This is a genomic window from Neorhizobium sp. P12A (genome assembly GCF_008365395.1).
Classification (GTDB): Bacteria; Pseudomonadota; Alphaproteobacteria; order Rhizobiales; family Rhizobiaceae; genus Rhizobium.
In genome coordinates, this window is record NZ_QOVX01000001.1 from 955,559 (window position 1) to 979,102 (window position 23,544).

The following is a 23,544-nucleotide window of genomic DNA, read 5'->3' on the forward strand; positions in this document are numbered from 1 at the left end:
GATGAACGGACGGTTTCTTGCTGTCGGCGGGCGCTCGGGAAGGATGTCGTCTTTTGTACAAGGCCGCGGGCAAATGTCAAAAAATTGCCGCACCCACCCCTGAACTGGGGTTCGATTTGTTGACTTGCTCGCCCCAACTGCTATGTCTCAGCCGCCTGAGGCTGACCTGGATTGGGAGTGTATAAGGTGCTCCATCTAAGAAGGCCTTTCAACCGATGGTCTGCCTCCCACATTGAGACCATCTCCCGAGACCCGGAACCTGCGGAACGACGATGATCTCTCCCGAACAACACGACCGGATGGCAAATGCGATCCGTTTCCTTGCCATGGATGCAGTCGAAAAGGCGAACTCTGGCCACCCGGGCATGCCGATGGGCATGGCCGACGTCGCAACGGTTCTGTTCACCAAATATCTGCGGTTTGATCCGAAGAAGCCGCATTGGCCGAACCGGGATCGCTTCGTACTGTCGGCCGGCCACGGCTCCATGCTGCTCTATTCGCTGCTCTATCTAACCGGCTATCCTGATATGACAGTCGAAGACCTGAAGCAGTTCCGCCAGCTTGGCTCCAAGACCGCCGGCCATCCGGAATACGGCCATGCAACGGGCATCGAAACGACGACCGGCCCGCTCGGCCAGGGCATCGCGAACGCTGTCGGCATGGCGATCGCCGAGCGCAAGCTGCGCGAGGAATTCGGCGCCAACCTGCAGGACCACTATACCTACGTCATCAACGGCGACGGCTGCCTGATGGAAGGTATCAGCCATGAAGCAATCGCGCTTGCCGGCCACCTGAAGCTGAACAAGCTGATCCTCTTCTGGGACAACAACTCGATCACCATCGACGGCGCTCTCTCGCTCTCGGACTCGACCGACCAGATCGCTCGTTTCAAGGCCGTTCACTGGAACACGATCGAAGTCGACGGTCACGACCAGGCCGCGATCTCTGCCGCCATCGAAGCCGCTCACCAGTCCGACCGTCCGACCTTCATCGCCTGCAAGACCGTCATCGGCTTCGGCGCACCGCACAAGCAGGGAACCCACAAGGTTCACGGCTCGCCGCTCGGCGCCGAGGAAATTGCGGCGACCCGCAAGGCGCTGAACTGGGATTACGAACCCTTCGTCATTCCTTCGGACGTTCTCGATGCATGGCGCGCTGCCGGCACGCGTTCTGAAAACATCGTCAAGGAATGGGAAGGCATTCTCGCCAACGCTCCGGCCAAGGCAGAATTCAACCGTCGCTTCGCCGGCGAACTGCCGGAAGGCTTCGACGCCGCAATCAGCGAATACAAGAAGAAGCTCGCCGAAACCAAGCCGACGGTCGCAACCCGCAAGGCTTCCGAAGACGCGCTCGAAGTCATCAACGGCTTCCTGCCGGAAACGCTCGGCGGCTCCGCCGACCTGACGCCGTCGAACAACACCAAGACCAGCCAGATGGTCTCGATCACCCCGACGGATTTCTCCGGTCGCTACATGCACTGGGGCATTCGAGAGCACGGCATGGCCTCTGCCATGAACGGTATCTCGCTGCACGGCGGCCTGATCCCCTACGGCGGCGGCTTCATGATCTTCTCGGATTATTGCCGTCCTCCGATCCGCCTCGCTTCGCTGATGGGCATCCGCGTCATTCACGTTCTGACGCATGACTCGATCGGCGTCGGCGAAGACGGACCGACGCACCAGCCGGTCGAGCAGATCGCCGGTCTGCGCGCCGTGCCGAACCTCATGGTCTTCCGCCCGGCTGACGCCACGGAAACGGCAGAATGCTGGCAGATCGCCATCAAGACGCATAACCGTCCGTCGGCTCTCGCGCTGACCCGCCAGAACCTGGCTCCGGCTCGCACCGAGTATAGCGAAAAGAACCTTTGCGAACTCGGCGCCTACACGCTCGCCGGTTCCGACGACGCCAAGGTCACGATCTTCGCCTCCGGCTCCGAAGTTGAGCTTGCCGTCGCCGCTCGTGCGACGCTCGAAGGCAAGGGAATCTCGACTCGCGTGGTTTCCGTGCCCTGCACGGAACTGTTCTTCGAACAGCCGGAAGACTATCGCAAGAAAGTCATCGGCAACTCGCCGGTCAAGATCGCCGCTGAAGCCGCCGTTCGCGAAGGCTGGGATGCCTTTATCGGACCGGAAGGCGCTTTTGTTGGCATGAAGAGCTTCGGCGCTTCCGGCCCGGCAAAGGATGTCTTCAAGCATTTCGGCATCACGGCGGATGCCGTTGTCGCTGCTGCGGAAGCAAAGCTCGCCTGACGGCGAATTGGGAGGGCGCCCACGGCGTCCTCCACTCACTGAAACGTAACGCCCTGCTTTAATGGGAGTGGATAGAATGACTGTAAAAGTTGCCATCAACGGTTTTGGCCGCATCGGCCGCAACGTTCTGCGCGCCATCGTCGAATCCGGCCGTACCGACATCGAAATCGTAGCGATCAACGACCTCGGACCGGTCGAGACCAATGCCCACTTGCTGCGCTATGACTCGATCCACGGCAAGTTCCCGGCTGAAGTGAAGGTCGAAGGCGACACGATCATCGTCGGCGGCGGCAAGCCGATCAAGGTGACGGCAATCAAGGATCCGGCAACCCTGCCGCATCGCGACCTCGGCGTCGACATTGCCATGGAATGCACGGGCATCTTCACCGCCCGCGACAAGGCTGCTGCCCACCTGACGGCCGGCGCCAAGCGCGTCATCGTTTCGGCACCTGCCGACGGCGCTGACCTGACCGTCGTCTTCGGCGTCAACCACGACCAGCTCACCAAGGAACACCTGGTCATCTCCAACGCATCCTGCACGACGAACTGCCTCGTGCCGGTCGTTAAGGTTCTCGATGACGCCGTCGGCATCGACCACGGCTTCATGACGACGATCCACTCCTACACCGGCGACCAGCCGACGCTCGACACCATGCACAAGGACCTGTACCGCGCCCGCGCCGCAGCCCTGTCCATGATCCCGACGTCGACGGGCGCTGCCAAGGCAGTCGGCCTCGTCATGCCGCATCTGAAGGGTAAGCTCGACGGCACGTCGATCCGCGTTCCGACCCCGAACGTCTCGGTCATCGACTTCAAGTTCGTCGCCAAGAAGGCAACGTCCGTCGGCGAAATCAACGAAGCGATCAAGGCTGCCGCTAACGGCAAGCTCAAGGGCATCCTCGGCTACACCGACGAGCCGCTGGTTTCCCGCGACTTCAACCACGACAGCCACTCCTCGATCTTCGCAACCGATCAGACGAAGGTCATGGAAGGCAATTTCGTGCGCGTGCTCTCCTGGTACGACAACGAATGGGGCTTCTCGAGCCGCATGTCCGACACCGCAGTCGCCTTCGCGAAGACGATCTGAGACGATCGACAGACATGAAAAAGCCGGCCGTTCATCCGAACGGCCGGCTTTTTTGTTTTGAATGGCTGAAAGACTGTAGCTCTTGGCAGTTCCGGTTGGCCGGAACTGCCTGTGAGGTCAGACCTTGTCGACGCTGGCCGTGTAAATCTGACCAATGGTCCTGCCGAGGTCGGCGTCGAATTCGCCATCGCTCATCGAGACGCGCAGGCCCTCCGTCAGGGCGCGCGAGAAGCTCGCGATCATGCCGTGGTTATGGCTGAGCTTCTCGCAGGCATCGGCCAGGCTGTAGCCGCCCGAGAGCGCCACGACGCGGACGACCGCCTTGTGGTCGATCAATGGCTTGTAGAAATCCGGCACCGTCGGAATGGTCAGCTTCAGCATGACCTTGGTGCCTTCAGGCAGCCCGTCGAGTTCCTTGGTGATCTCGTCGCGCAGGATGGCTTCCGCTTCCTGCTTCGTCGGGCTCTTGATCGAGACTTCCGGCTCGATGATAGGGATGAGGCCGTGGCCGAGGATCTGGCGGCCGACTTCGAACTGCTGCTTGACGATGGCCGCGATACCGGTCTTGTCGGCATTGGCGATGACAGAACGCATCTTGGTGCCGAAGATGCCCTTCTTGACGGCACGGGCGAGCAGGGTGTCAAGATCAGGCATCGGCTTCATCAGCTGAACGCCGTTTGCCTCGGCCTCCAGGCCCTTGTCGACCTTGAGGAAAGGAACAACGCCGCGATCTTCCCAAAGATAGGTAGGAACCGGCTTACCCTGGGCTTCGCCATCCATGGTCTTTTCGAACAGGATGGCGGCAATAACCTTGTCGCCGGAGAAATTCGGCGCCGTCATGATGCGCACGCGCATCTCATGCATCAGGCGAAACATCTCCTCGTCGCCGCTATAATCGGAATCAGCGATCCCATAGAGGCGCAAAGCGCCCGGAGTGGAGCCCCCGCTCTGATCGAGGGCGGCGATGAAGCCCTTCTTTTCGGCCATCTGCGACATCTGCTTAGCGTCGACCATCTCTCTCTCCTTGCTCCTTCAGCTGCATTCGGCCCCCACGCTTCACTCGGTACAATTTTGCACGTCCGGAAGCGGCGCCAGATTAAGATTCCTTCGTAGGCGCGCCATACCCCTACGTTTGATATGAGTTGTCAACGCCCCAAACCCTGGCTCCGATCATAAAATCGATTATAAATTAAAGGTTTGCGGCCGTCCAATCCTGTCAATCTATAGCGGTTCCGAGAATTGGCCAGCCCTTGTATCGATACAGGATGACGCCGGCATGGCATTCGAAGCAGTACCCGGATTTTTCAGTTTCGCCATACATCTATTGGCTTGAACCGTGCATGAAGATAGCTCCGCCCTCTTCCTCAGCACGACCGGAAGACAGGCGTATGGATGCAGGCCACAATGACCTCTGTCGACCCAATCCGACAATAAAAAACATTCTCCCCAATTCCGCCCCGCTATTGCCTGATTTTCCTATAAATTTCCTATAGGTATTTCTTCGCAGCATTCCATTTCACCCGGCCGCAGGCCGCCCGTTCAGCAGCATGACGTCGCATCATAGAGGTTAAGCCGCAGGGCCTACCCTTATGCTGTCTTTTGCCGTCTACTGGAGAAGGGGGAATGTCGCGGAGGATCAAGGATCGGGGCAAGTGATCGGTGGCGGCGCCAGCCAGATTGGCAGGGTCCTATCGAGAAATGAAAGGGACGGACGTTGCAAGCCTTCTACATCGTGGTCTTGGTCTCAACGGCGCTCATCCTGATCGCGGCTTTTTCGAGTCTGCTCGCCTTTCGCTTCGGCGCACCCTTGCTGTTACTCTTCCTCGTCATCGGTCTGCTTGCAGGCACGGATGGCCTCGGCATCGAGTTCAGCAACAATTACCTCGCCTATATCCTCGGCTCGCTGGCGCTCGCCATCATCCTTTTCGACTCCGGCTTCGGCACACCAATCCAGGCCTTCAAACTCGCGGCGGCACCCGCTCTGACGCTGGCCTCAGTCGGCGTCCTGTTGACCGCCGCGATCTTCGGCCTCGCCGCCTCCTGGCTGCTCCACTTTTCCTGGCTGGAGGGTCTGCTGCTCGGCTCCATCGTCGCCTCCACGGATGCGGCCGCCGTCTTCTTCCTGCTGCGCATCGGCGGCATCAATATCCGCGACAAGGTGCGCTCGACCCTCGAGGTGGAGTCCGGCACCAACGATCCCATGGCCATCTTCCTGACGATCGCCCTCGTCGAGGTGATTGGCAGTGGCCAGGGCTATCACGGCATCAATATCGGCATGCTTGTGATGTTCATCGAGGAAATGGGCCTCGGCGTCATTCTCGGCCTGCTGGGCGGCATGATGATCGTGCTCGTGGCCGGTAAGCTTGAGACGGATCGCGGCCTGACGCCGATCTTCGTGCTGGCACTCGCCCTGCTCGTCTTTTCCTTCACCGGCGCCGTCGGCGGCAGCGGCTTTCTCGCCGTCTACGTCGCCGGCATCTATGCCGGCAGCCGGCGCATCCCCAACTCCGCGAGCATCAAACGCTTCCAGGACGGCATGACCTGGCTTGCCCAGATCATCATGTTCCTCGTACTCGGCCTCCTGGCGACACCATCGCAGTTTCCGGCGATCGCCGTTCCCGCCATCCTGCTCGCCTTCTTCCTGATCTTCGTCGCGCGCCCACTTGCCGTCTGGCTCTGCCTGCTGCCCTATGACTATACCCAGCCAGAGACCGGCTTTCTCGCCTGGGTCGGCCTGCGCGGCGCCGTCTCCATCCTGCTCGCCATCATGCCGATCCTCGGCAATCTTGATGGCAGTCGCACCTATTTCAACGTCGCCTTCATCGTCGTGCTCGTCTCGCTGCTCGTGCAAGGGTGGACGATCAAGCCGATGGCGCGGCGTCTCAATCTCATAATCCCGCCGCGCCTCGGCGCAGTCGACAAGGTCGAGGTCGATTTGCCAGGCGCCGTCAATCACGAACTCCTCTCCTATCGCGTTGCCAAGGACAGCCCGGTGCTGAAGGGCGAGCGCATCCCGCGCTGGGCGATGCCCTCGCTCGTCGTGCGTGACGGCAGGTCGATGCGCTATCAATATGCCGGCAGGCTCAGGGAAAACGATCTCGTCTATCTCTTCATCGTGCCGAGCTATTCGCGTCTTCTCGACCGGCTCTTTGCCAGCCGCCCGCCGGTCGATCCGGAAGATGCCGATTTCTTCGGCGCGTTCTCGCTATCGCCTCTGCGCCCCGCATCGGATCTGGACGCTGCCTACGGGCCGGGTCTCCTTTCCGAGCACGAAAAGACGCTGACCATCGCCGAACTGATGCGCCAGCGCCTCGGCGGCAGAGCGGAATATGCCGACCGCGTCCGCCTGGGCTCGATCATCCTGATCGTGCGCGACATCGACGAGACCGACCATATCAGCTCCGTCGGCATGTCGCTGGAAGCGGTCGAGCCGGCCATGAACCTGCCGATCTTCCTCAATTTTCACGAAATCGCCCAGCGCATCCGCAGCGCACTTACGCGCCGCCGCGAGGCCTCGGCGTCGCCGGTTTCGCAGACGCTGGACGGAGGCGAAAAGGAGGACTGAATGCCTTGCGTCTCACCTCATCCGTAGTAAGGTCGGCCCGAATTTCGTCCTTAACAACATTGGATACTCCCTATGCCCGCCTTTAAGACTCTCGACGACCTCACGGATATCGCAGGCAAGCGCGTACTCGTTCGCGTCGACCTCAACGTGCCGGTCAAGGACGGAAAGGTCACCGACGCAACGCGCATCGAACGCGTCGCCCCGACGATCCTTGAACTGGCCGACAAGGGCGCCAAGGTCATTCTGCTCGCCCATTTCGGCCGCCCGAAAGATGGCCCGTCCGATGAATTCTCGCTCTCCCAGATCGTTCCTGCCGTCAACAGCGTGCTTGGCCGCGACGTTGCTTTCGCCTCCGACTGCATCGGCACCCCGGCAACGGACGCGATTGCGAAGATGAGCAACGGCGAGATCCTGCTTTTGGAAAACACCCGCTTCCACAAGGAAGAGGAAAAGAACGAGGCCGGCTTCACCAAGGCGCTCGCCGCCAACGGCGACATCTATGTCAACGACGCCTTCTCCGCTGCCCACCGCGCGCATAGCTCAACCGAGGGCCTTGCCCATCATCTTCCGGCCTATGCCGGCCGCACGATGCAGGCCGAGCTCGAAGCACTGGAAAAGGGCCTCGGCAATCCCGTCCGCCCCGTTGTCGCGATCGTCGGTGGCGCCAAGGTTTCCAGTAAGATCGATCTCCTGATGAACCTCGTGAAGAAGGTCGACGCACTCGTTATCGGTGGCGGCATGGCAAACACTTTCCTTGCCGCGCGCGGCACCGATGTCGGCAAGTCGCTCTGCGAACACGATCTCGCCGCGACCGCCAAGCAGATCATGATCGAGGCCGCCACCGCCGGCTGCGCGATCGTGCTGCCGGAAGACGGCGTCGTTGCCCGCGAATTCAAGGCAGGCGCGGATAACGAAACCGTCGCCATCGACGCCATCCCCTCGGATGCAATGGTCCTCGATGTCGGTCCGAAGTCGGTGGAAGCCATCAAGGCATGGATCGGCCGCGCCACCACGCTCGTCTGGAACGGCCCGCTCGGCGCCTTCGAGATCACGCCCTTCGATGCCGCAACGGTTGCCGTTGCCAAATATGCAGCCGAATGCACCAAGGGCGGCAAGCTGACCTCGGTCGCCGGTGGCGGCGACACGGTCTCGGCGTTAAATCATGCAGCCGTGGCGGACGACTTTACCTATGTCTCGACCGCCGGCGGCGCCTTCCTCGAATGGATGGAAGGCAAGGTCCTGCCCGGCGTCGCTGTACTCACCGCTCAGAAGTAGTCCGGCTTCGGATTTCGGGAGCCGGAAGGACGGGCCTTCCGGCTTCCGTTGTGACTATGAAATCTCCGGCGCATCCGGGTAGCGGAGGCGATGCCGCTCAGGAGCTTTGTGACGATGGCTCTGTGCTGGTCATTTGATCCAGATTTGCAATCAGCCGGGTGAGCAAGGCGACAAGCTGTGTCGCCTCTTCTTCCGTGAAGCCAGCCATTGCTTCACGATTTCCCCTGAACAGAGTTTCAATCGCGTCGGGCATGCGGGCCTGCGCTTCCTTCGTCAGGACTATGCGGCTGCTTCGGCCGTCTTCCGGGTGAGGTGTCCGCTCGATCAAACCATCCCGCTCCATGCGCGCGAGCATCTGTGCCATCGGCGGCTGTTCGACCTTGGCGAAGCGGGCCAGATCACGTTGCGTGCTCACCTTCCCATCCTGCAGCGCGACCAAGACAGGCAATTGGCCGACGCCGAACCCAAGCGGCTTCAGACGCGCCTCGCTTAGACGAGCAAATGCCCGCGCAGCGAGACTGACGAGATGTCCTGGCGTGGAAAGCACGTCGTTCTTCATCTTCGATCTTATCCCTTGTCCATGGTTGACTGCAAATTACATATGTACGTATATATATTGAGGGGCGCGCTGGCAAGCTCGGTTCCACGCCGCCCAATGATCCCTTGGTCCCACAGTGAGGAAACGATATGTCTGAAGCTCATACCCAACTTATCAAACGCATCTACGACCGGTTTAACGCGAGAGACATCGACGGCGTGCTGACAGAGCTTGCCGATGATGTTGCATGGGCGAACGGCATGGACGGAGGCCACGTTCATGGGCGTGAGGCTGTCCGCGATTACTGGACACGTCAATGGGCGGTCATCAGCCCGCACGTCGAGCCAGTGGCAATTCAGACGAGGGACGACGGTGTTATCACCGTCGAGGTGATCCAATCCGTGTTTGATCTCGAAGGCCGGCCGCTGACGGAGCAGACGCATGCGCTGAAGGACAAGACTGTCCTGCACATCTTTCGCATCGAGGGCGGGAAGATCGCGCGTTTCGATATCAAGGACACCCAATAGGCGTCTCATAGGCGATGCCATGAAATGGCCGCGGCCGGGCTTGCTTGGCTTGCCCTGCCGTCCGCAATTGTCACCGCCACAAGTCGGGCCTTTGGAACAGTCGCAATTGGCGATAAATCCGAATGACACCAATGACGCGGAGACACCATGACCAACGCTGCCTATGTCACCGTCGATGTCTTCACGTCGGAGCGTTTCGCCGGCAATCCGCTTGCCGTCTTCCCGGATGCTCGAGGGCTCAGCGATGAGGCGATGCAGAAGATTGCGGCGGAGTTCAACTATTCCGAGGTGACATTCGTCCTGCCGCCGGAAGATCCGGCCAACAGCGCCCGGGTGCGCATTTTCACGCCGACCATGGAAATACCCTTCGCCGGCCACCCGAATGTCGGCACGGCCTTCGTGCTCGGGCAGCGAAATGAACTGTTCGGGAGTCCGGTCGGCGATACGCTACGCTTCGAGGAGAAGGCCGGCCTGGTGGACGTCAAGCTCCATCGCGAGCATGACGTGGTCGTCGGCGCGGCCATCAGAGCACCGCGTAAGCTGACGGTCGGAAGAAGCGTCGCAGCCGAGCTCGTCGCCCGTTGCGCATCCCTCGACGCGGCAGCCATCCGTCTGTCCACCCATGCGCCTGTTTTTGCCTCGGTCGGGTTGCCCTTCGTGCTTGCCGAAGTCGATGGCCTGGATGCGCTTGCCGCTGCGAGACCCAATGCCGCGATCTTCGCCGAGGCGGCCGACGGTCAGGGCAACGGCAATCACGATTTTTCTCTCTTCCTCTATACGCGCAGCACGGATCGTCCCTGGCAGATCCGCGCACGCATGTTTGCCCCGCTCGATAATGTCACCGAGGATCCCGCAACCGGCAGCGCCTCGGCAGCACTCGGCGCCTACCTCGTCTCGCTCCTGCCGGATGCCGACGCCAAGATAAGCATCACCATCGAACAGGGCGTCGAGATGGGACGGCGCAGCATGATCGAACTCGTGGTCCAAAAATCGTCGGGCGAAATCACCGATGTCGAAATCGCAGGCCGGTGCGTCGATGTGATGCAGGGCACGATCCGGCTCTAGAAACTCTCGTTGATCACAAGCGCGATCGTCCAGATCGCGAAGGCAAAAATAGCGATCTTCCAGAAGTCGGCGCGACGCCGAAGGCCGGGGAGATTGAGCGGCTTGATGATGTGAACCACCATGGCCAGCAGCAGCAAGACCGCGATCACTTTCGTCATATCTTCCCCACCGCGCAGCATATTTCGAAACGGTCATATGGCCGACACTTTTGCGCGCCAACAGACAAGCTCTTCCAGCCGATAGAGACTATTCGTCGTACAATCAACGCATTGCAGCGCTTGGCAAGATTTCGTCCCGCCTTATCTGTTTTTTAAGCGGGAACAACCAAAAGTGGGGGAAATGAGAAGAAACCTTTTACCAGTCCTTGCGCTGCTGCTCGGCACGCTGTTCCTGTTCACCGGCAATGGCCTGCACGGCCTGTTGCTTCCGGTGCGCGGCACAGCCGAGGGATATCCCACGACAACGCTCGGCCTGCTCGGCACCACCTGGGCGACGGGATTTGTGCTCGGCTGCCTGACGGCGCCGAAGCTGGTGCGTCGCATCGGCCATGTTCGCGCCTTCTCCGGCTTCATTGCCATTATCGCCATCATCGCGCTTCTGACCGGCATGATCGTCGATCCCATCTGGTGGGTCGCCCTGCGCGCGGTCACCGGCTTCTGCACGGCCGGCACCTCGATGATCATCGAAAGCTGGCTGAACGAACGCGCGACGAACGAGAGCCGCGGCGCGATCTTCTCGCTCTATATCGGCATTACGCTGCTCGGCGCGGTCGCGGGCCAGATGATGGTGCCGTTTGCCGACATCCACACGCCGATACTCTTCATGGTCTGCGGCATCTGCTATTGCATCGCCATGCTGCCGACGACGCTTTCCAACGCCGCCTCGCCGCAGCCGCTGAAGGCCGTGCGGCTGGACTTGCCGGCGCTCTATCGCAATTCGCCGGTCTCCTGCCTCGGCATTCTCCTCGTCGGCATCGCCAACGGCGCCTACGGCACGCTCGGCGCCGTCTTCGGCGCCGGAGCCCACCTTTCCGATAGCAACATTGCCATCATGATGAGTTCCACGATCTTTGCCGGCGCTGTCATGCAACTGCCGGCCGGCCGGCTTTCCGATCGCATCGACCGGCGCTACGTCCTGGCGGGAATGTCGGCGGTGGCAGCCATTGCCGGACTGCTGCTTTTCTTGCTCCAGCCATCGACTCCCTACCTCCTCATCGGCCTCGTCATTCTATACGGCGCCGTCGCCAACACGCTCTATCCGATCGCTGTTGCCCATGCCAACGACTTCGCCTCGTCAGAGGACTTCGTAAAGGTCTCGGGTGGCCTGCTGTTGCTCTACGGCATAGGCACGATCATCGGCCCGACCGTCGGCGGCCCGGTCATGGCAAGCGTTGGCCCCTATGCGCTGTTCTTCGTCACCGCCGTCGCTCACGTCCTGATCACGAGCTACGCGATCATTCGCAGCCGCATGCGCGCAGCCGTTCCCGCCGGCGAGCGTGATGCCTACACCAACCTGCCTTCCGGCAATGCGAACATGATCACGCCGGAGAGCTTGGCAATGAAATCGCGCAGCGAAAACGCTCCCCCGCCCGAGGATCCTGCGGTAAACTACGGCTGATAAAGGAGGAGCGCCCATGAGCCTTTTTGACGACGACCGGCCGAAGAAGCCCGTCGCTCACGAGATCGGCAGCGACCTTTCGCTGCTTTCCGTCGATGAGCTGAAAACCCGCATCGCCCTGATGCAGACCGAAATCGCTCGCCTCGAGTCGGAGATGGCAAGGAAAGCCTCGGGCCGCCAGGCGGCGGAAAATCTCTTCCGTTCCTGATATCGCGGCACGCTGCGTAAGGCGAAAATCCAGCGCCGAAGTACAACTTCGGGACAGGTTTAACGAAATATTAAGCTTTACGAGATATTACTGTGTCTATCCGGGTTTTTATCCGGACTCAGACAGTTTCTCCACTTGGCGAATGGTCTGATTTTTCTCCCTGTTTTACCTTGAGAGCCGCGTTTGCGGCTCTTCTTTTTGTTGATCTCGCTCAAGAGGTTAACGAAACTGTGGAGATTAACCCTTTCTTAAGAAACGCCTTGCGAATTTCGGCTAAAACCACCATGTTGAACCTATAAGAACGAGGCGGGCGCAACCTTTTTTGCTTGGCCGGCGTTACCTGAACAAAAGTGATGCGTGGAACAGGGATTACCTTAATGTCTGAACTTGGATTGAATACGGTCAGTTTCGCAGGACGTGCAGCTTCCTCGTCGCAATTCAAGGCGCTCTATTCTGAAGGCATGACCCTCGTCGAGGAAACCGCAAGCTACCTCGATGGCGATGGCCGCGCAGCCTCCAAGGTTCTGCCGCGCATGGCCTCGGTGCTTTACGCGGCGGAATCCATGCGACTGACGACCCGCCTGATGCAGATGGCGTCCTGGCTTCTCCTGCAGCGCGCCGTCAACAATGGCGAAATGTCCCGCGACCAGGTGCTGAACGAAAAGAGCAAGGTTCGCCTCGACGGTTTCAACGTCGACCGCAACGCACCGGGCTGGAACGATCTGCCGGAATCCTTCCGCAGCCTCGTTGAGCGCTCGCTGCGCCTTCAGAACCGTATCGCCCTACTCGACCGCGAAATCTACCGTCCTTCAGAAGCTGCGATCGTTCCGGACAACCAGAACAGCGTCAAGGCTCAGTTGAATTTGCTTCAGACTGCATTTGGCACGAACTGAGGTATATTTTATTCATTTGAAAAGCGAACCGGCCGCTCCCTGCGCGGCCGGTTTTGTTTTGCCACCACCCCAAAGCTGGGGCTGAGTCCCGACCTTCCCCGGCGCAAGGTCTTGCACCCCAGGCATTAAACTCATACCTATAGGGGACGGTATATGTCGGCTCCCGCCGGCTTGGTGGGCTTCTTGCCCCGACGCCCCATCTCACAGGACTAAGAGCATGAACATCGACACGGTTTTGCGATCCATCGTAGCTCTGCGAGCTTCAGTTCCCGAAGACGCCTTCACTGCCTCCGCGCTCGGTACCGAGAGAGAGGGCAGCGGCGTCGTCATCAGAGAAAATGGCCTGGTATTGACGATCGGCTATCTGATCACCGAAGCGACGGAGGTCTGGTTGACGCGCCATGACGGCAAGGTCATTCCGGCCCACCCCCTCGCCTACGACCAGGAAACCGGCTTCGGCCTGGTGCAGGCCCTCGGCGATCTTGATGTGCCAGCGCTGCAGTTCGGCGATGCCACCAAGGCGGATGTCGGTGACGACGTCGTGCTTGCCGACGGCATCGGCCAATTCGTCGAGGCAAATATCGTCGCCAGACAGGAATTCGCCGGCTATTGGGAATACCTGCTGGACGAGGCGATTTTCACCGCGCCCGCTCACCCGTCATGGGGCGGCGCTGCGCTGATCGGCTCCGACGGCAAGCTTCTGGGGATCGGCTCGCTCCGCCTGCAGATGGTCCAGAACCAGGAAGTGGCCGACATCAATATGGTCGTGCCCATCAACCTGCTTTTGCCGATCCTCGACGATCTGCTCAACCGCGGCCAGATCGATAAGCCGCCGCGGCCATGGCTCGGCGCCTTCTCGGCCGAGAGCAACGGTGAAGTCGTCGTCATGAGCGTTGCCGAGGGAAGCCCGGCAGCCCAGGCAGGATTGCGCCAAGGCGACGTCATCTCCGAGATCAGGGATGGCGAAGTGGATGGACTTGCCGATTTCTACCGCAAGGTCTGGAAGAGCGGCCCCGCCGGCGCAGAGATCCCGATGCGGATCCTACGCGACGGTCGCGAGGCATGGCTGCGCATCAAGTCTGCGGACAGGAACAGCTTCTTGAAGAAGCCACAGCTTCAGTAGGACGGTTGGGAGCTGGCACGCATCCGCCCTGCCCCACGCCAAAACCTACGGCAATAAAAAAGCCCGGTCCAAGCCGGGCTTTTTAATATTCGATATCGCGAAGCGATTAGAGGCCGAGGCCGCCGAAACGCTTGTTGAACTTGGAGAGACGGCCACCGCGGTCCATGAGCTGCTGGTTACCGCCGGTCCAGGCCGGATGAGACTTGGAGTCGATTTCCAGGTTCATGACGGCGCCTTCCGAACCCCAGGTCGAACGGGTTTCGTATTCGGTGCCATCGGTCATGACAACCTTGATCATGTGGTAGTCGGGATGGATGCTTGCCTTCATAACAATCTTCCTGCCAGGCGGGGGTCGATTTGTCGCAAGCCATTGCGGCAACCGAGCCGATTGAATAAATGAAGCCGCAGTCCGATTAAGGCTACGGCTTCCAATTAAGATGCCGTGCCTATACATGAAGGTGCCGAGGATAACAAGAGCCAACCGGGCCAAGATCCGCAGGCTTTATGGAGATGGAATAGGTTTTGTCAGAAGCTGCACAGGCGCAAGAGAAGAAACGCGGCTCGATCCGGCCGCTCGCGCGGCTGACGCCCTATCTCAAGCGCTACAAGCGCATGGTGGCAGGCGCGCTCATTGCGCTGGCACTCGCGGCAATCACCTCGCTTGCCCTGCCGCTGGCCGTCCGCCGGATGATCGATCACGGCTTCACGCATTCCGACAGCACCTTCATCAACAGCTACTTTGTCGTCATCCTGATCATGGCGATCGTGCTCGGCGTTGCGAGCGCCATGCGCTATTACTTCGTCATCACGCTCGGTGAGCGCATCGTCTCGGACCTTCGCCGCGAGGTCTTCGACCACGTCACGCGCCTGTCGCCTTCCTTCTTCGACGTCAACCAATCCGGCGAGATTGTTTCGCGGCTGACGGCCGACACCACGCAGATCAAGTCCGCCGTCGGTGCGACGGCTTCTGTTGCACTGCGCAACCTCATCCTCTGTCTCGGCGGCATCGTGATGATGATCGTCACCAGCCCCAAGCTTTCGAGCATCGTGCTGCTCGCAATCCCACTGATCGTCTTTCCGCTGGTCGCCTTCGGCAGGTCGGTCCGCAAGCGTTCACGCGCGGCCCAAGATACGCTTGCCAACGCATCGGCCTTCGCCAACGAAACCATTGCCGCCACGCGCACCGTCCAGGCCTTCAATGGCCAGGATTCGGCAGCCGCCCGCTATGGCAGCGCGGTTGAAGATGCCTATCAGGCCGCTCGCTCCGCCATCAAGTCGCGCTCGCTGCTGACCGGCTTTGCGATCACCCTGGTTTTCGGCAGCGTCGTTGCGGTCCTCTGGGTCGGCGCGCACAATGTCCTCGACGGAACATTGTCTGCAGGAACGCTTGGCCAGTTCCTGCTCTACTCCGTCATTGCGGCCGGATCGCTGGGCGCACTCTCCGAAGTCTGGGGCGAACTGTCTCAAGCAGCGGGCGCCGCCGATCGTCTCGGCGAATTGCTCGCTGAAGTCTCGCCGATCTCCGTCCCTTCCGATCCGCTGCCCCTGCCACAGCCGCCGCTCGGCCGCGTCGAATTCTCCGACGTGCATTTCTCCTACCCGTCCCGCCCAGGCAGATCCGCGCTGCACGGCCTGTCACTCAAGATCAATCCCGGCGAAACCGTCGCGATCGTCGGACCTTCCGGCGCCGGCAAGAGCACCGTCTTCTCGCTGGTGTTGCGCTTCTACGACCCGCAGCAGGGCAGCGTCGCAATCGACGGCATCGACGCCCGCCGCGTTCATCCCGATGCATTGCGCGACCGGATCGCGATCGTGCCCCAGGATGTGACGATCTTCGCAGCATCCATTCGCGACAACATCGCCTTTGGCCGTCCCGGCGCTTCGGAAGACGAAGTGCGTGCGGCAGCCATCGCAGCCCAGGCCGACGAATTCATCTCGCGGCTGGATCGAGGCTATGAGACGCAGGTCGGCGAACGCGGCATCACGCTGTCAGGCGGCCAGCGCCAGCGCATCGCAATTGCCCGCGCCATCCTGAAGAACGCACCGATCCTGCTGCTCGACGAGGCAACCTCGGCGCTCGATGCTGAGAGCGAAACCTTAGTTCAGAAGGCGCTCGACGGCCTGATGCAGGCACGCACCACCATCGTGATCGCCCATCGGCTGGCAACCGTTCTCAAGGCCGACCGCATCCTTGTGATGGACAACGGCCGGATCGTCGAGGAAGGCACGCACCAGACCCTGGTCAGCCATGGCGGCATCTACGCCAAGCTCGCCCGGCTTCAGTTTGATGCCGGAGTGGAAGACCGGCTGACCGCTGTAAAATAATCTGCCCACCACATCGTGATCGCGATGTTGTCTTTTTTCTTCAAATAGAAGGTGTTGAGCATCGGACACCACTGATGCAGATGGTGGAAATAGCCAAAGACTTGTTATAGATTGCCAATGTTGTCAGGGCGCATCATGCGACATTGGGAGACGATGAATGTATAAGTTCGAAGTTTACAAGGACAAGGCTGGCGAATTCCGTTTCCGCTTCAAGGCCTCGAATGGTGAAACGATGTTCTCCTCGGAAGGCTACAAGGCGAAGGCTTCGGCCATGCACGCCATTGAGTCTATCCAGAAGCACACTCCCGGCGCCGCGATCGACGACCAGACCACTGCCGTCGCCTGACGCCTGCCGACAATTCGAAATTTCCTGGAAGCGCGCGGGATAGTCTGCGCGCTTTTTTGCATCCAAAATCAGGCTTAACAAAAAAATTCGACCGCGTTGTCGAAATGCGTTCGCTTCGAGGCTCATTGTATCGGAACGGCTGGAAGCCGCTCCCCCGGGAAACGGTTGCCGTCTCTGACATCAGGTCCTTAGATAGGACAGCCTTCCGGATCAACGCAAACCACGAGCAGGAGTGAGCAATGCAATACGCCCTTATCATTCGCGAATCCGCCTCAGACTTCGCCAAGCGCCAAGACCCGAACTATAAGAACGGCTGGATCGCCTATACCCAGGCTCTTGTGCAGGCAGGCATCATGACCGGCGGCGCCGGGCTGACGACGCCGGAAACGGGAACGGTCGTGCGTCGCCGCGGCGAGGATCATGATGTCCAGGACGGCCCCTATCCGGAAGGAAAGGAGCAGCTGGGCGGCTTCTATCTGATCGACGTGCCGAATCTCGACGCGGCATTGGAATGGGCGATGCGCGTTCCCGTTTCCGCCGAAGGCTCGGTCGAGATCCGCGCTCGCCTGCAGATGTGAGACGGCGATGAGCCCTGACGCTGCGCGCGCTGCCGAGAAGGTGGCGCGCCAATCCTACGGCAAGCTCGTTGCCTTCCTGGCCGCCCGCTCGCGCGATGTTCCCGCAGCCGAGGATGCCTTGTCGGAGGCGCTGACGACCGCTTTGCGCGTCTGGCCCGAACGTGGCATTCCCGGCAATCCGGAGGCATGGCTTCTGGTCGCGGCGCGACGCAACCTCAATCACATGGCCCGCCGTCGCCACACTGAGGCGAACGGCGCAGATACCATTGCCATGGCCTTCGACGAGGCGGAGCAGCGGATGAACGCCGCCGGCAACACGCCCTTCCCCGACGAGCGCATCAAGCTGCTCTTTGCCTGCACCCATCCCGCCATCGATGCCGCAATCCACACGCCGCTGATGCTGCAGACGGTACTCGGCATCGATGCAAGAACGATCGCGCTGGCATTCGTCGTGTCGCCGACGACAATGAGCCAGCGGCTAGTGCGGGCAAAGACCAAGATCCGCGATACCGGCATTCCGTTTCAGGTTCCCGACACATCCCAGCTTTCGGCGCGATTGGCCACTGTCCTCTCCGCCATCTATGCGGCCTACGGGCTGGGATGGGACGGGCTCGATGGCGAGGACGACAGCCGCTTGGCCCTGACCGAGGAGGCGATCTGGCTCGGGCGCGCATTGCTTGCAACGCTGCCTCAAGAGCCGGAAGTCTTCGGCCTGCTGTCGCTGATGCTCTATTGCGAAGCGCGCCGCAATGCACGCCGCACCACCGAGGGCGACTACGTGCCGCTCGACGAGCAGGACGCCACGCGCTGGAACGCCATCATGATCGCCGAGGCCGACCGGCTTCTGCACGAAGCCGGCAACTTCGATCGCTTCGGCACTTTTCAATGCCAGGCGGCGGTCCAATCCGTCCATGCACAGCGCCGACGCTCCGGCAGGACCGATTGGCAAGCGCTGGAAACCCTCTATCGGGCGCTGATGCTGATCAAGCCGACGCTGGGATGCCGCGTCAGCCAGGCCGCAGTCATTGCCCGCAGCGAAGGCATCGAGGCCGGACTTGCCGCGCTGGAAGCGATCGATAGTAAGGACGTTGCAAGCTATCAGCCCTATTGGGCCGTGCGCGCCCATCTTCTTGCGCAGAAGGGCGATGTAGCCGCCGCTTCAGAAGCCTATATGACTGCCATCGGCCTTAGCGAAAGCGCCGCCGTTCGCCGGTTCCTCAGCGATCGACAAGCTGCGCTGACCGCAAGGCTTTGATCACTTCTCGGTCAGCTTGAGTTCGATGCGGCGGTTGTTTGCCCGCGCTTCCGGCGTATTGGCCGGATCGATCGGCTGGAATTCGCCAAAGCCGGCAGCGACGAGCCGATCAGCCGGAACACCTTGCGAAATCAGATACTTGACCACCGAGATGGCACGCGCTGAAGAGAGCGCCCAGTTATCCGGATAGCGGCCAGTGCCTGACAGCGGCACGTTGTCGGTATGTCCGTCAACGCGCAGCACCCAGTTGATCTCAGGCGGAATTTCCTTGGCAATATCGATCAATGCCGCGGCAAGCTTGGTCATCTCGGCCTGGCCGACGGGATTGAGATCGGCGGCACCGGTCGGGAACAGCACTTCGGACTGAAATACGAAGCGGTCGCCCACCACGCGGATATTGTCGCGATCGGAGAGGATCTCCCGCAGGCGTCCGAAGAAATCCGAGCGATAGCGGTTGAGTTCCTGCACCTTCTGCGCCAATGCCACGTTCAGCCGGCGTCCGAGATCGGCAATCTTGGCCTGCGAACTCTGGTCCTTGTCCTCGGAAGCCTGCAGCGCCGCCTCGACGGCAGCAATCTGGCTGCGCAGCGCGGCGATCTGCTGGTTCAGGAGATCGACCTGGCTGAGAGCGCGCGTGCTCGTCTGCTTCTGCTCGTCGAGCTGTTGCGTCAGCGTGCCGATCTGCTGCTGCGCTGCTTGCGAATTTCCGGAACCAGCATCAAGCAGAGCCTGCAGCCGCGACCGCTCGCTCTGGGCCGATGTCAGCGAGGCCTGAAGGTTGGCGACGGTATCTTCCAGGTCCTGCTTGCCGCTCTTTTCCAGCGCCAGCAGCTGCGTCAGCTCATTGACCTGGCTGTTGAGCCGGCTCAGCACCTCGTCACGCCCGCTGATTTCGCGGCTGAGGACGAACTGCGCGATCACGAAGACCGTCAGCAGGAACATGATCGCCATCAGCAGCGTGGAGAGCGCATCCACGAAGCCCGGCCAATAGTCGACGCTCCTTTGGGTGCGACGATTTCTCGCGAGCGCCATGGCTTACTTGCTCCCGGTCTTTTCGATGCTGCCGATACGATCGGAGAGGCGATCCAGCGTGCGGCGCATGGATTTGGACTCTTCCTGCTGCGCCTCGATCCAGTCGCGCAGCATCTGCTGTTCGTTGCGCATGTTCTTGACCAGACCCTGGATACCCTCGGCGAGATTGGCCATCGCGGTTACCGAACGCTGGCCGCCGCCACCGCCCTCTTCCGCAATACGCTTCAGATATTCCGAAAGCGCTCGGACATCTTCGGAGGACGCACCACCGGCCGCGGCCGCATCGATGACCGGCGTCAGATCGGAGCCGATGTCCGTCACCGAGGACAGCCAGTTTTCCAGCTCGGTATAGAAGCGGTTCTGGGCGCGGCCAGCCTGCAGATCGAGAAAGCCGAGGATCAGCGAACCGGAAAGACCGAGCAGCGAGGACGAAAAGGCCGTGCCCATGCCGACCAGCGGCGCGGCAAGGCCTTCCTTGAGCGCGCCGAGAATATCGGCTGTGTTGCCCGAGCCGGCATCCAGCGACTGGATGACCTGGTTGATCGAGCCGATCGTGCCGATCAGGCCCCAGAAGGTGCCGAGCAGGCCGAGGAAGACCAGAAGGCCGATGAGGTAGCGCGAGGTGTCGCGCGATTCGTCCAGGCGGGTGGCAATGGAATCAAGGATGGAGCGCAAGGTGGTGGTCGACAGCGCCATCGACTTGCGGCTGCCGATCAGCGAGCGCATCGGCGCGAGCAGCTTCGGAGTCCGGCCGACCTTGTCGATGCTGCCGACGGCGCGGAAGGAATTGAACCAGCGAACTTCCGGTCTCAGCGACAGAACGTGATTGAAGACCAGGATAATACCGACGGCAAGGACGCCGAGGATGAGCCCGTTCAGGCCCGGATTGTGCATAAAGGCCGTCTGTGCCTGCCTGAAGAGGATTGCGGCGATGAAGCCGACAATGATCAGGAACAGGATCATCGTCCAGAAGAAGGCCATCGGGCTGGAAAGCTTGTAGGCACGATCATCGAGAGAATTGTCCGTCGACCCCAACTCCGTCAATTTCACATTTTCCATGGGTACCTCAGCCACCGCAGTTTCCGTCGCGGAGACTAGAGCAACATTGCGCCGAATTGAAGAGTCGCAAGCATAAAAGCTTGGCTTGGCAACAGACAGTTTCGCCGCAGGGTAAACGCGCCGCAGGGTGCGGCATTAACGCGTCGGAACGGGCCGCTTGACGACTTCGGACAGCAACTTCTGGATATGCTCGTTGCCAGCGATGACGGAACCGCTCTCGACCATATCAGTGCCGCCATCCCAGTCGCTGATGAAACCACCAGCTTCACGGATGAGAAGCACGCCGGCAGCGATGTCCCAGGGCGAAAGACCGACCTCCCAGAAGCCGTCGAAACGGCCGGCCGCCACATAGGCCAGATCCAGAGCCGCTGAACCGAGACGGCGGATGCCGGCCACTTCGCCCATCACATGGCGCAGCTCGACGAGAAATTTGCCGTGATTTCCGCGGCCGAGATGCGGAATGCCGCAACCGATGACCGCATCGGAAAGCACCCGGCGCGACGCAACCCGCAGACGGCGATCATTAAGGAAGGCCCCACCGCCCCGCTCGGCGGTGTAAAGCTCGTCGGTCGCCGGGTTGAAGACGACGCCGGCGACGATCTCGCCATTGCGCTCCAGCGCGATCGAGACGGAAAACAGAGGAATGCCGTGCAGGAAGTTGGTCGTGCCATCAAGGGGATCAACGATCCAGCGATGCGCGCCGTCCGTTCCCTTGATCTCCTCGCTCTCCTCGCCGAGGAAGCCGTAGGTGGGCCGCGCCTTCAGCAGGTCTTCGCGAATGACCTTTTCCGCCTTGCGGTCGGCCTGGGTTACGAAATCGCCCGGTCCCTTGACCGAAACCTGCAGGTTCTGCACTTCGCCAAAATCGCGGCTGAGCGACTTGCCAGCCTTCAGGGCGGCCTGGACCATGACATTGAGAAGAGCAGAACGGGCCATCGGGTTTTCCTTGGGTAACGCAAAAGGCGCCAGCCGGACCTGAAAAGGAGCCCCGGCGGAGCAAGATCGGCAGCGCGAAAATGATTGGCGGCCTCAAGAACACAAAATGGGGCGAATTTCAAGTGCGGCTTTGTTTTCCGGCTTCCATCCCCATCCTGCGACCGCGTTCTCCTCGCCTTTTCGCAGCGCAGTAGTCTTTCCCTATCAGTCTCCCGGCTGCCCCAGGCGGGTAAGGGCAGCACGCAGCGACGTGTCCGGTATATGGATCACGCCGGTATAGGGCTCTGCCATGTCGACAATCAGGAAGACGGCGCCGCCGACCGAGATCGAGCAGACCACGAGGATGATGGCGACCGTGGCGTTGGTCGGCGCCTGAAGCCCGAAGGTTGCAAAAAGCAGCGCGAGCCAGAAAACCAGGACTGTCAGAAACGCCCAGGGCAAGCCCTCATTGTTCGTCTCGACCAGCAGCCAATGGCCCTCTGCAACAACGCCGCTGACTTCAAGGGCACGCGTCTGGATCAGACGCTGGGCATCGGTCTGCGGCTTGAGCGTCCGCAGGCTGTTCTGGACCGACTCGATATCCTGAAACTCTCCCCGAAATTGCCCCGTTGTCTCGTCCGAGTCATCGACCGTCCAGCCGCGCTCCAGCCGCTTCTCGATAATGCTCTTCAAAAGGTTGCGGGCGTCGCTGGTCTCAGGGCCGTAATGCGCCATGAGACGATCGAGCAGCACCACATGGGCCGCGGACGATTTCAGCTCCTGGTCGGCGTTGTCATAGGCCGTCTTGGCCGATGCGATCAGCAGCCCAAGCGCAAGTGCGGAAAGCGTACCGACCACCGCCGTCGCAAGACGGATCACCTCCTTGGAATCGACATTCAAATGATGATCCGGAAGCCTCGTGCGCATCCACATCCCGAGCCCGGTCGCAATACACAGACAGACACTGACAATTCCCCCGAGGATCAGCGAGCCCAAGATCGGTTCCTTTCAACCATTTGATCGCTGGCCCATATCGGTAATCGCAGCGCATTCCAAGGTTGCGAAGCTTAGTATCGCTCTTCGACGGACGCAAATGTCATTCCGTCCATTTGGAACACTTATCGGCAACCGTTTCGCCGATCACTCGTCCACTTCTATGAATGAAAACACCGCGCTCGGCTTCCTCTCGATCGCACCGCCTTCTCCGAAATCCGAGACCGGATATTCAGCGACAGGCCGCAGATGAACATGCGGTAGAAAGGCGCGACCTGGATCGCCGACCAATATCCGGATGCCGGCAGCCACGCATTGCCTGAGAAAGGCTGTGACCCGGAGCGCGAGCGAGGGGTCGTAGAAGAGATCGCCAACGGCGATAAGGTCCACAGCGGGCGGCTGGCCGATGGTGAGATCACCAAGCATGGCTTCAACCGACACGCCGTTCAGGGCCGCGTTGAGGCCAATCGCGATAACGGCATTCTCGTCGATATCGGCTGCGACCACGCTCGTTGCCCCAGCTTTCATCGCCGCAATTCCGACGATTCCGGAGCCGGCGCCGAGATCAAGCACGCGTTTTCCCGATACCGTTTCCGGATGGTCGAGGATGTAGCGCGCAAGCACCGTCCCGCCGGCCCAGCGATAAGCCCAGTATGGTGGTACCTCGCCGGCCTCGCCTCGTCCGACCAGCCGCCAGAGCCCGCTGCCGGGATGCGCGGTGTAGAGGCTGATCTCCGGAACGGAGGGCGCAGGAGCGATCACCATGTTTGCAGAGATGAAGCTTGCCGCATCCACGCGGGATTGGGACCTGTCACACCCGCCGGCATCGGTTTTCAAAATCTGAAATCCTCTCTGAGACGTAATGTCCGCCTCTCGATCAAACCGCAAACTGCT

23 protein-coding genes are annotated in these 23,544 nt (G+C 60.7%); 14 read left to right on the plus strand and 9 right to left on the minus strand.

The features are described 5' to 3' along the window. The first annotated feature begins 272 nt into the window (after positions 1–272). Together tkt and gap are read left to right on the plus strand one after the other, a co-directional pair. Positions 273–2,249, plus strand: a complete 1,977-nt coding sequence (gene tkt / locus DTW90_RS04580; RefSeq protein ID WP_132518290.1) for a transketolase — start codon at positions 273–275, stop codon at positions 2,247–2,249. A 76-nt stretch (positions 2,250–2,325) separates the two neighbouring features. Continuing rightward, a complete protein-coding gene (gene gap, locus DTW90_RS04585; RefSeq protein ID WP_132518288.1) occupies positions 2,326–3,336 on the plus strand; it encodes a type I glyceraldehyde-3-phosphate dehydrogenase in 1,011 nt (336 codons plus the stop codon). Between the two features lie 117 nt (positions 3,337–3,453). Here the strand turns inward: gap and DTW90_RS04590 are convergent, their stop codons facing one another. Further along, a complete protein-coding gene (locus DTW90_RS04590; protein ID WP_132518286.1) occupies positions 3,454–4,350 on the minus strand; it encodes a fructose bisphosphate aldolase in 897 nt (298 codons plus the stop codon). A gap of 700 nt (positions 4,351–5,050) precedes the next feature. Between DTW90_RS04590 and DTW90_RS04595 the strand changes: the two genes are divergently transcribed. Then, positions 5,051–6,901 carry a potassium/proton antiporter gene (locus tag DTW90_RS04595; protein ID WP_132518284.1) on the plus strand — a complete coding sequence of 617 codons (1,851 nt, stop codon included), beginning with the start codon at positions 5,051–5,053 and terminating at the stop codon, positions 6,899–6,901. A gap of 72 nt (positions 6,902–6,973) precedes the next feature. Beyond that, the gene (locus tag DTW90_RS04600; RefSeq protein ID WP_149336674.1) at positions 6,974–8,176 is read left to right on the plus strand and encodes a phosphoglycerate kinase; all 1,203 of its coding nucleotides are present in this window, start codon (positions 6,974–6,976) and stop codon (positions 8,174–8,176) included. A gap of 97 nt (positions 8,177–8,273) precedes the next feature. Here the strand turns inward: DTW90_RS04600 and DTW90_RS04605 are convergent, their stop codons facing one another. After that, entirely contained in the window at positions 8,274–8,735 is a 462-nt protein-coding gene (locus tag DTW90_RS04605) for a MarR family transcriptional regulator (RefSeq protein ID WP_149336676.1), read from the minus strand. Between the two features lie 128 nt (positions 8,736–8,863). Between DTW90_RS04605 and DTW90_RS04610 the strand changes: the two genes are divergently transcribed. Both DTW90_RS04610 and DTW90_RS04615 read left to right on the plus strand, forming a co-directional pair. Further along, a complete protein-coding gene (locus DTW90_RS04610; RefSeq protein ID WP_149336678.1) occupies positions 8,864–9,241 on the plus strand; it encodes a nuclear transport factor 2 family protein in 378 nt (125 codons plus the stop codon). Between the two features lie 147 nt (positions 9,242–9,388). Then, positions 9,389–10,306, plus strand: coding sequence for a PhzF family phenazine biosynthesis protein (locus DTW90_RS04615; protein ID WP_149336680.1), 918 nt, complete (start codon positions 9,389–9,391; stop codon positions 10,304–10,306). On the opposite strand, the gene DTW90_RS36990 is transcribed toward DTW90_RS04615, so the two are convergent. Beyond that, entirely contained in the window at positions 10,303–10,464 is a 162-nt protein-coding gene (locus DTW90_RS36990) for a hypothetical protein (RefSeq protein WP_165927752.1), read from the minus strand. The genes DTW90_RS04615 and DTW90_RS36990 overlap by 4 nt on opposite strands. 181 nt (positions 10,465–10,645) lie before the next feature. On the opposite strand from DTW90_RS36990, the gene DTW90_RS04620 reads away from it, so the two are divergent. The 4 genes from DTW90_RS04620 to DTW90_RS04635 all read left to right on the plus strand — a co-directional run bounded on the left by DTW90_RS04620 (position 10,646) and on the right by DTW90_RS04635 (position 14,147). Then, entirely contained in the window at positions 10,646–11,923 is a 1,278-nt protein-coding gene (locus DTW90_RS04620; RefSeq protein WP_132518274.1) for an MFS transporter, read from the plus strand. Positions 11,924–11,939: 16 nt separating this feature from the next. After that, entirely contained in the window at positions 11,940–12,131 is a 192-nt protein-coding gene (locus DTW90_RS04625; protein ID WP_149336681.1) for a DUF1192 domain-containing protein, read from the plus strand. Positions 12,132–12,508: 377 nt separating this feature from the next. After that, positions 12,509–13,024 carry a DUF1465 family protein gene (locus DTW90_RS04630; RefSeq protein WP_132518270.1) on the plus strand — a complete coding sequence of 172 codons (516 nt, stop codon included), beginning with the start codon at positions 12,509–12,511 and terminating at the stop codon, positions 13,022–13,024. Positions 13,025–13,241: 217 nt separating this feature from the next. Then, on the plus strand, positions 13,242–14,147 hold the full coding sequence (locus DTW90_RS04635; protein ID WP_149336683.1) for a S1C family serine protease: 906 nt from the start codon (positions 13,242–13,244) through the stop codon (positions 14,145–14,147). A 106-nt stretch (positions 14,148–14,253) separates the two neighbouring features. Here DTW90_RS04635 and rpmE read toward each other — a convergent pair whose 3' ends face one another. Continuing rightward, positions 14,254–14,475, minus strand: a complete 222-nt coding sequence (gene rpmE / locus DTW90_RS04640; protein ID WP_132518266.1) for a 50S ribosomal protein L31 — start codon at positions 14,473–14,475, stop codon at positions 14,254–14,256. A gap of 194 nt (positions 14,476–14,669) precedes the next feature. On the opposite strand from rpmE, the gene DTW90_RS04645 reads away from it, so the two are divergent. From DTW90_RS04645 to DTW90_RS04660, 4 genes are all read left to right on the plus strand, one after another. Further along, complete coding sequence (locus DTW90_RS04645; protein WP_149336685.1) at positions 14,670–16,472, plus strand: ABC transporter transmembrane domain-containing protein; 1,803 nt, start codon at positions 14,670–14,672, stop codon at positions 16,470–16,472. A 157-nt stretch (positions 16,473–16,629) separates the two neighbouring features. Next, positions 16,630–16,818, plus strand: coding sequence for a YegP family protein (locus DTW90_RS04650; protein ID WP_132518262.1), 189 nt, complete (start codon positions 16,630–16,632; stop codon positions 16,816–16,818). 239 nt (positions 16,819–17,057) lie between these two features. Beyond that, positions 17,058–17,396, plus strand: a complete 339-nt coding sequence (locus DTW90_RS04655; protein WP_149336687.1) for a YciI family protein — start codon at positions 17,058–17,060, stop codon at positions 17,394–17,396. 7 nt (positions 17,397–17,403) lie between these two features. Next, positions 17,404–18,651: a DUF6596 domain-containing protein gene (locus DTW90_RS04660; RefSeq protein WP_149336688.1), complete on the plus strand. Its 1,248-nt coding sequence runs from the start codon at positions 17,404–17,406 to the stop codon at positions 18,649–18,651. Here DTW90_RS04660 and DTW90_RS04665 read toward each other — a convergent pair whose 3' ends face one another. The 5 genes from DTW90_RS04665 to DTW90_RS04685 all read right to left on the minus strand — a co-directional run bounded on the left by DTW90_RS04665 (position 18,652) and on the right by DTW90_RS04685 (position 23,415). Beyond that, positions 18,652–19,683: a peptidoglycan -binding protein gene (locus DTW90_RS04665; RefSeq protein ID WP_132518256.1), complete on the minus strand. Its 1,032-nt coding sequence runs from the start codon at positions 19,681–19,683 to the stop codon at positions 18,652–18,654. A 3-nt stretch (positions 19,684–19,686) separates the two neighbouring features. Further along, the gene (locus DTW90_RS04670) at positions 19,687–20,742 is read right to left on the minus strand and encodes a MotA/TolQ/ExbB proton channel family protein (protein ID WP_132519829.1); all 1,056 of its coding nucleotides are present in this window, start codon (positions 20,740–20,742) and stop codon (positions 19,687–19,689) included. A 135-nt stretch (positions 20,743–20,877) separates the two neighbouring features. Then, positions 20,878–21,678: an inositol monophosphatase family protein gene (locus tag DTW90_RS04675; RefSeq protein ID WP_132518254.1), complete on the minus strand. Its 801-nt coding sequence runs from the start codon at positions 21,676–21,678 to the stop codon at positions 20,878–20,880. Between the two features lie 204 nt (positions 21,679–21,882). Next, the gene (locus tag DTW90_RS04680) at positions 21,883–22,653 is read right to left on the minus strand and encodes a DUF4239 domain-containing protein (protein WP_188079870.1); all 771 of its coding nucleotides are present in this window, start codon (positions 22,651–22,653) and stop codon (positions 21,883–21,885) included. Between the two features lie 144 nt (positions 22,654–22,797). After that, positions 22,798–23,415: a 50S ribosomal protein L11 methyltransferase gene (locus DTW90_RS04685; RefSeq protein ID WP_149337048.1), complete on the minus strand. Its 618-nt coding sequence runs from the start codon at positions 23,413–23,415 to the stop codon at positions 22,798–22,800. Between the last annotated feature and the right edge of the window lie 129 nt (positions 23,416–23,544).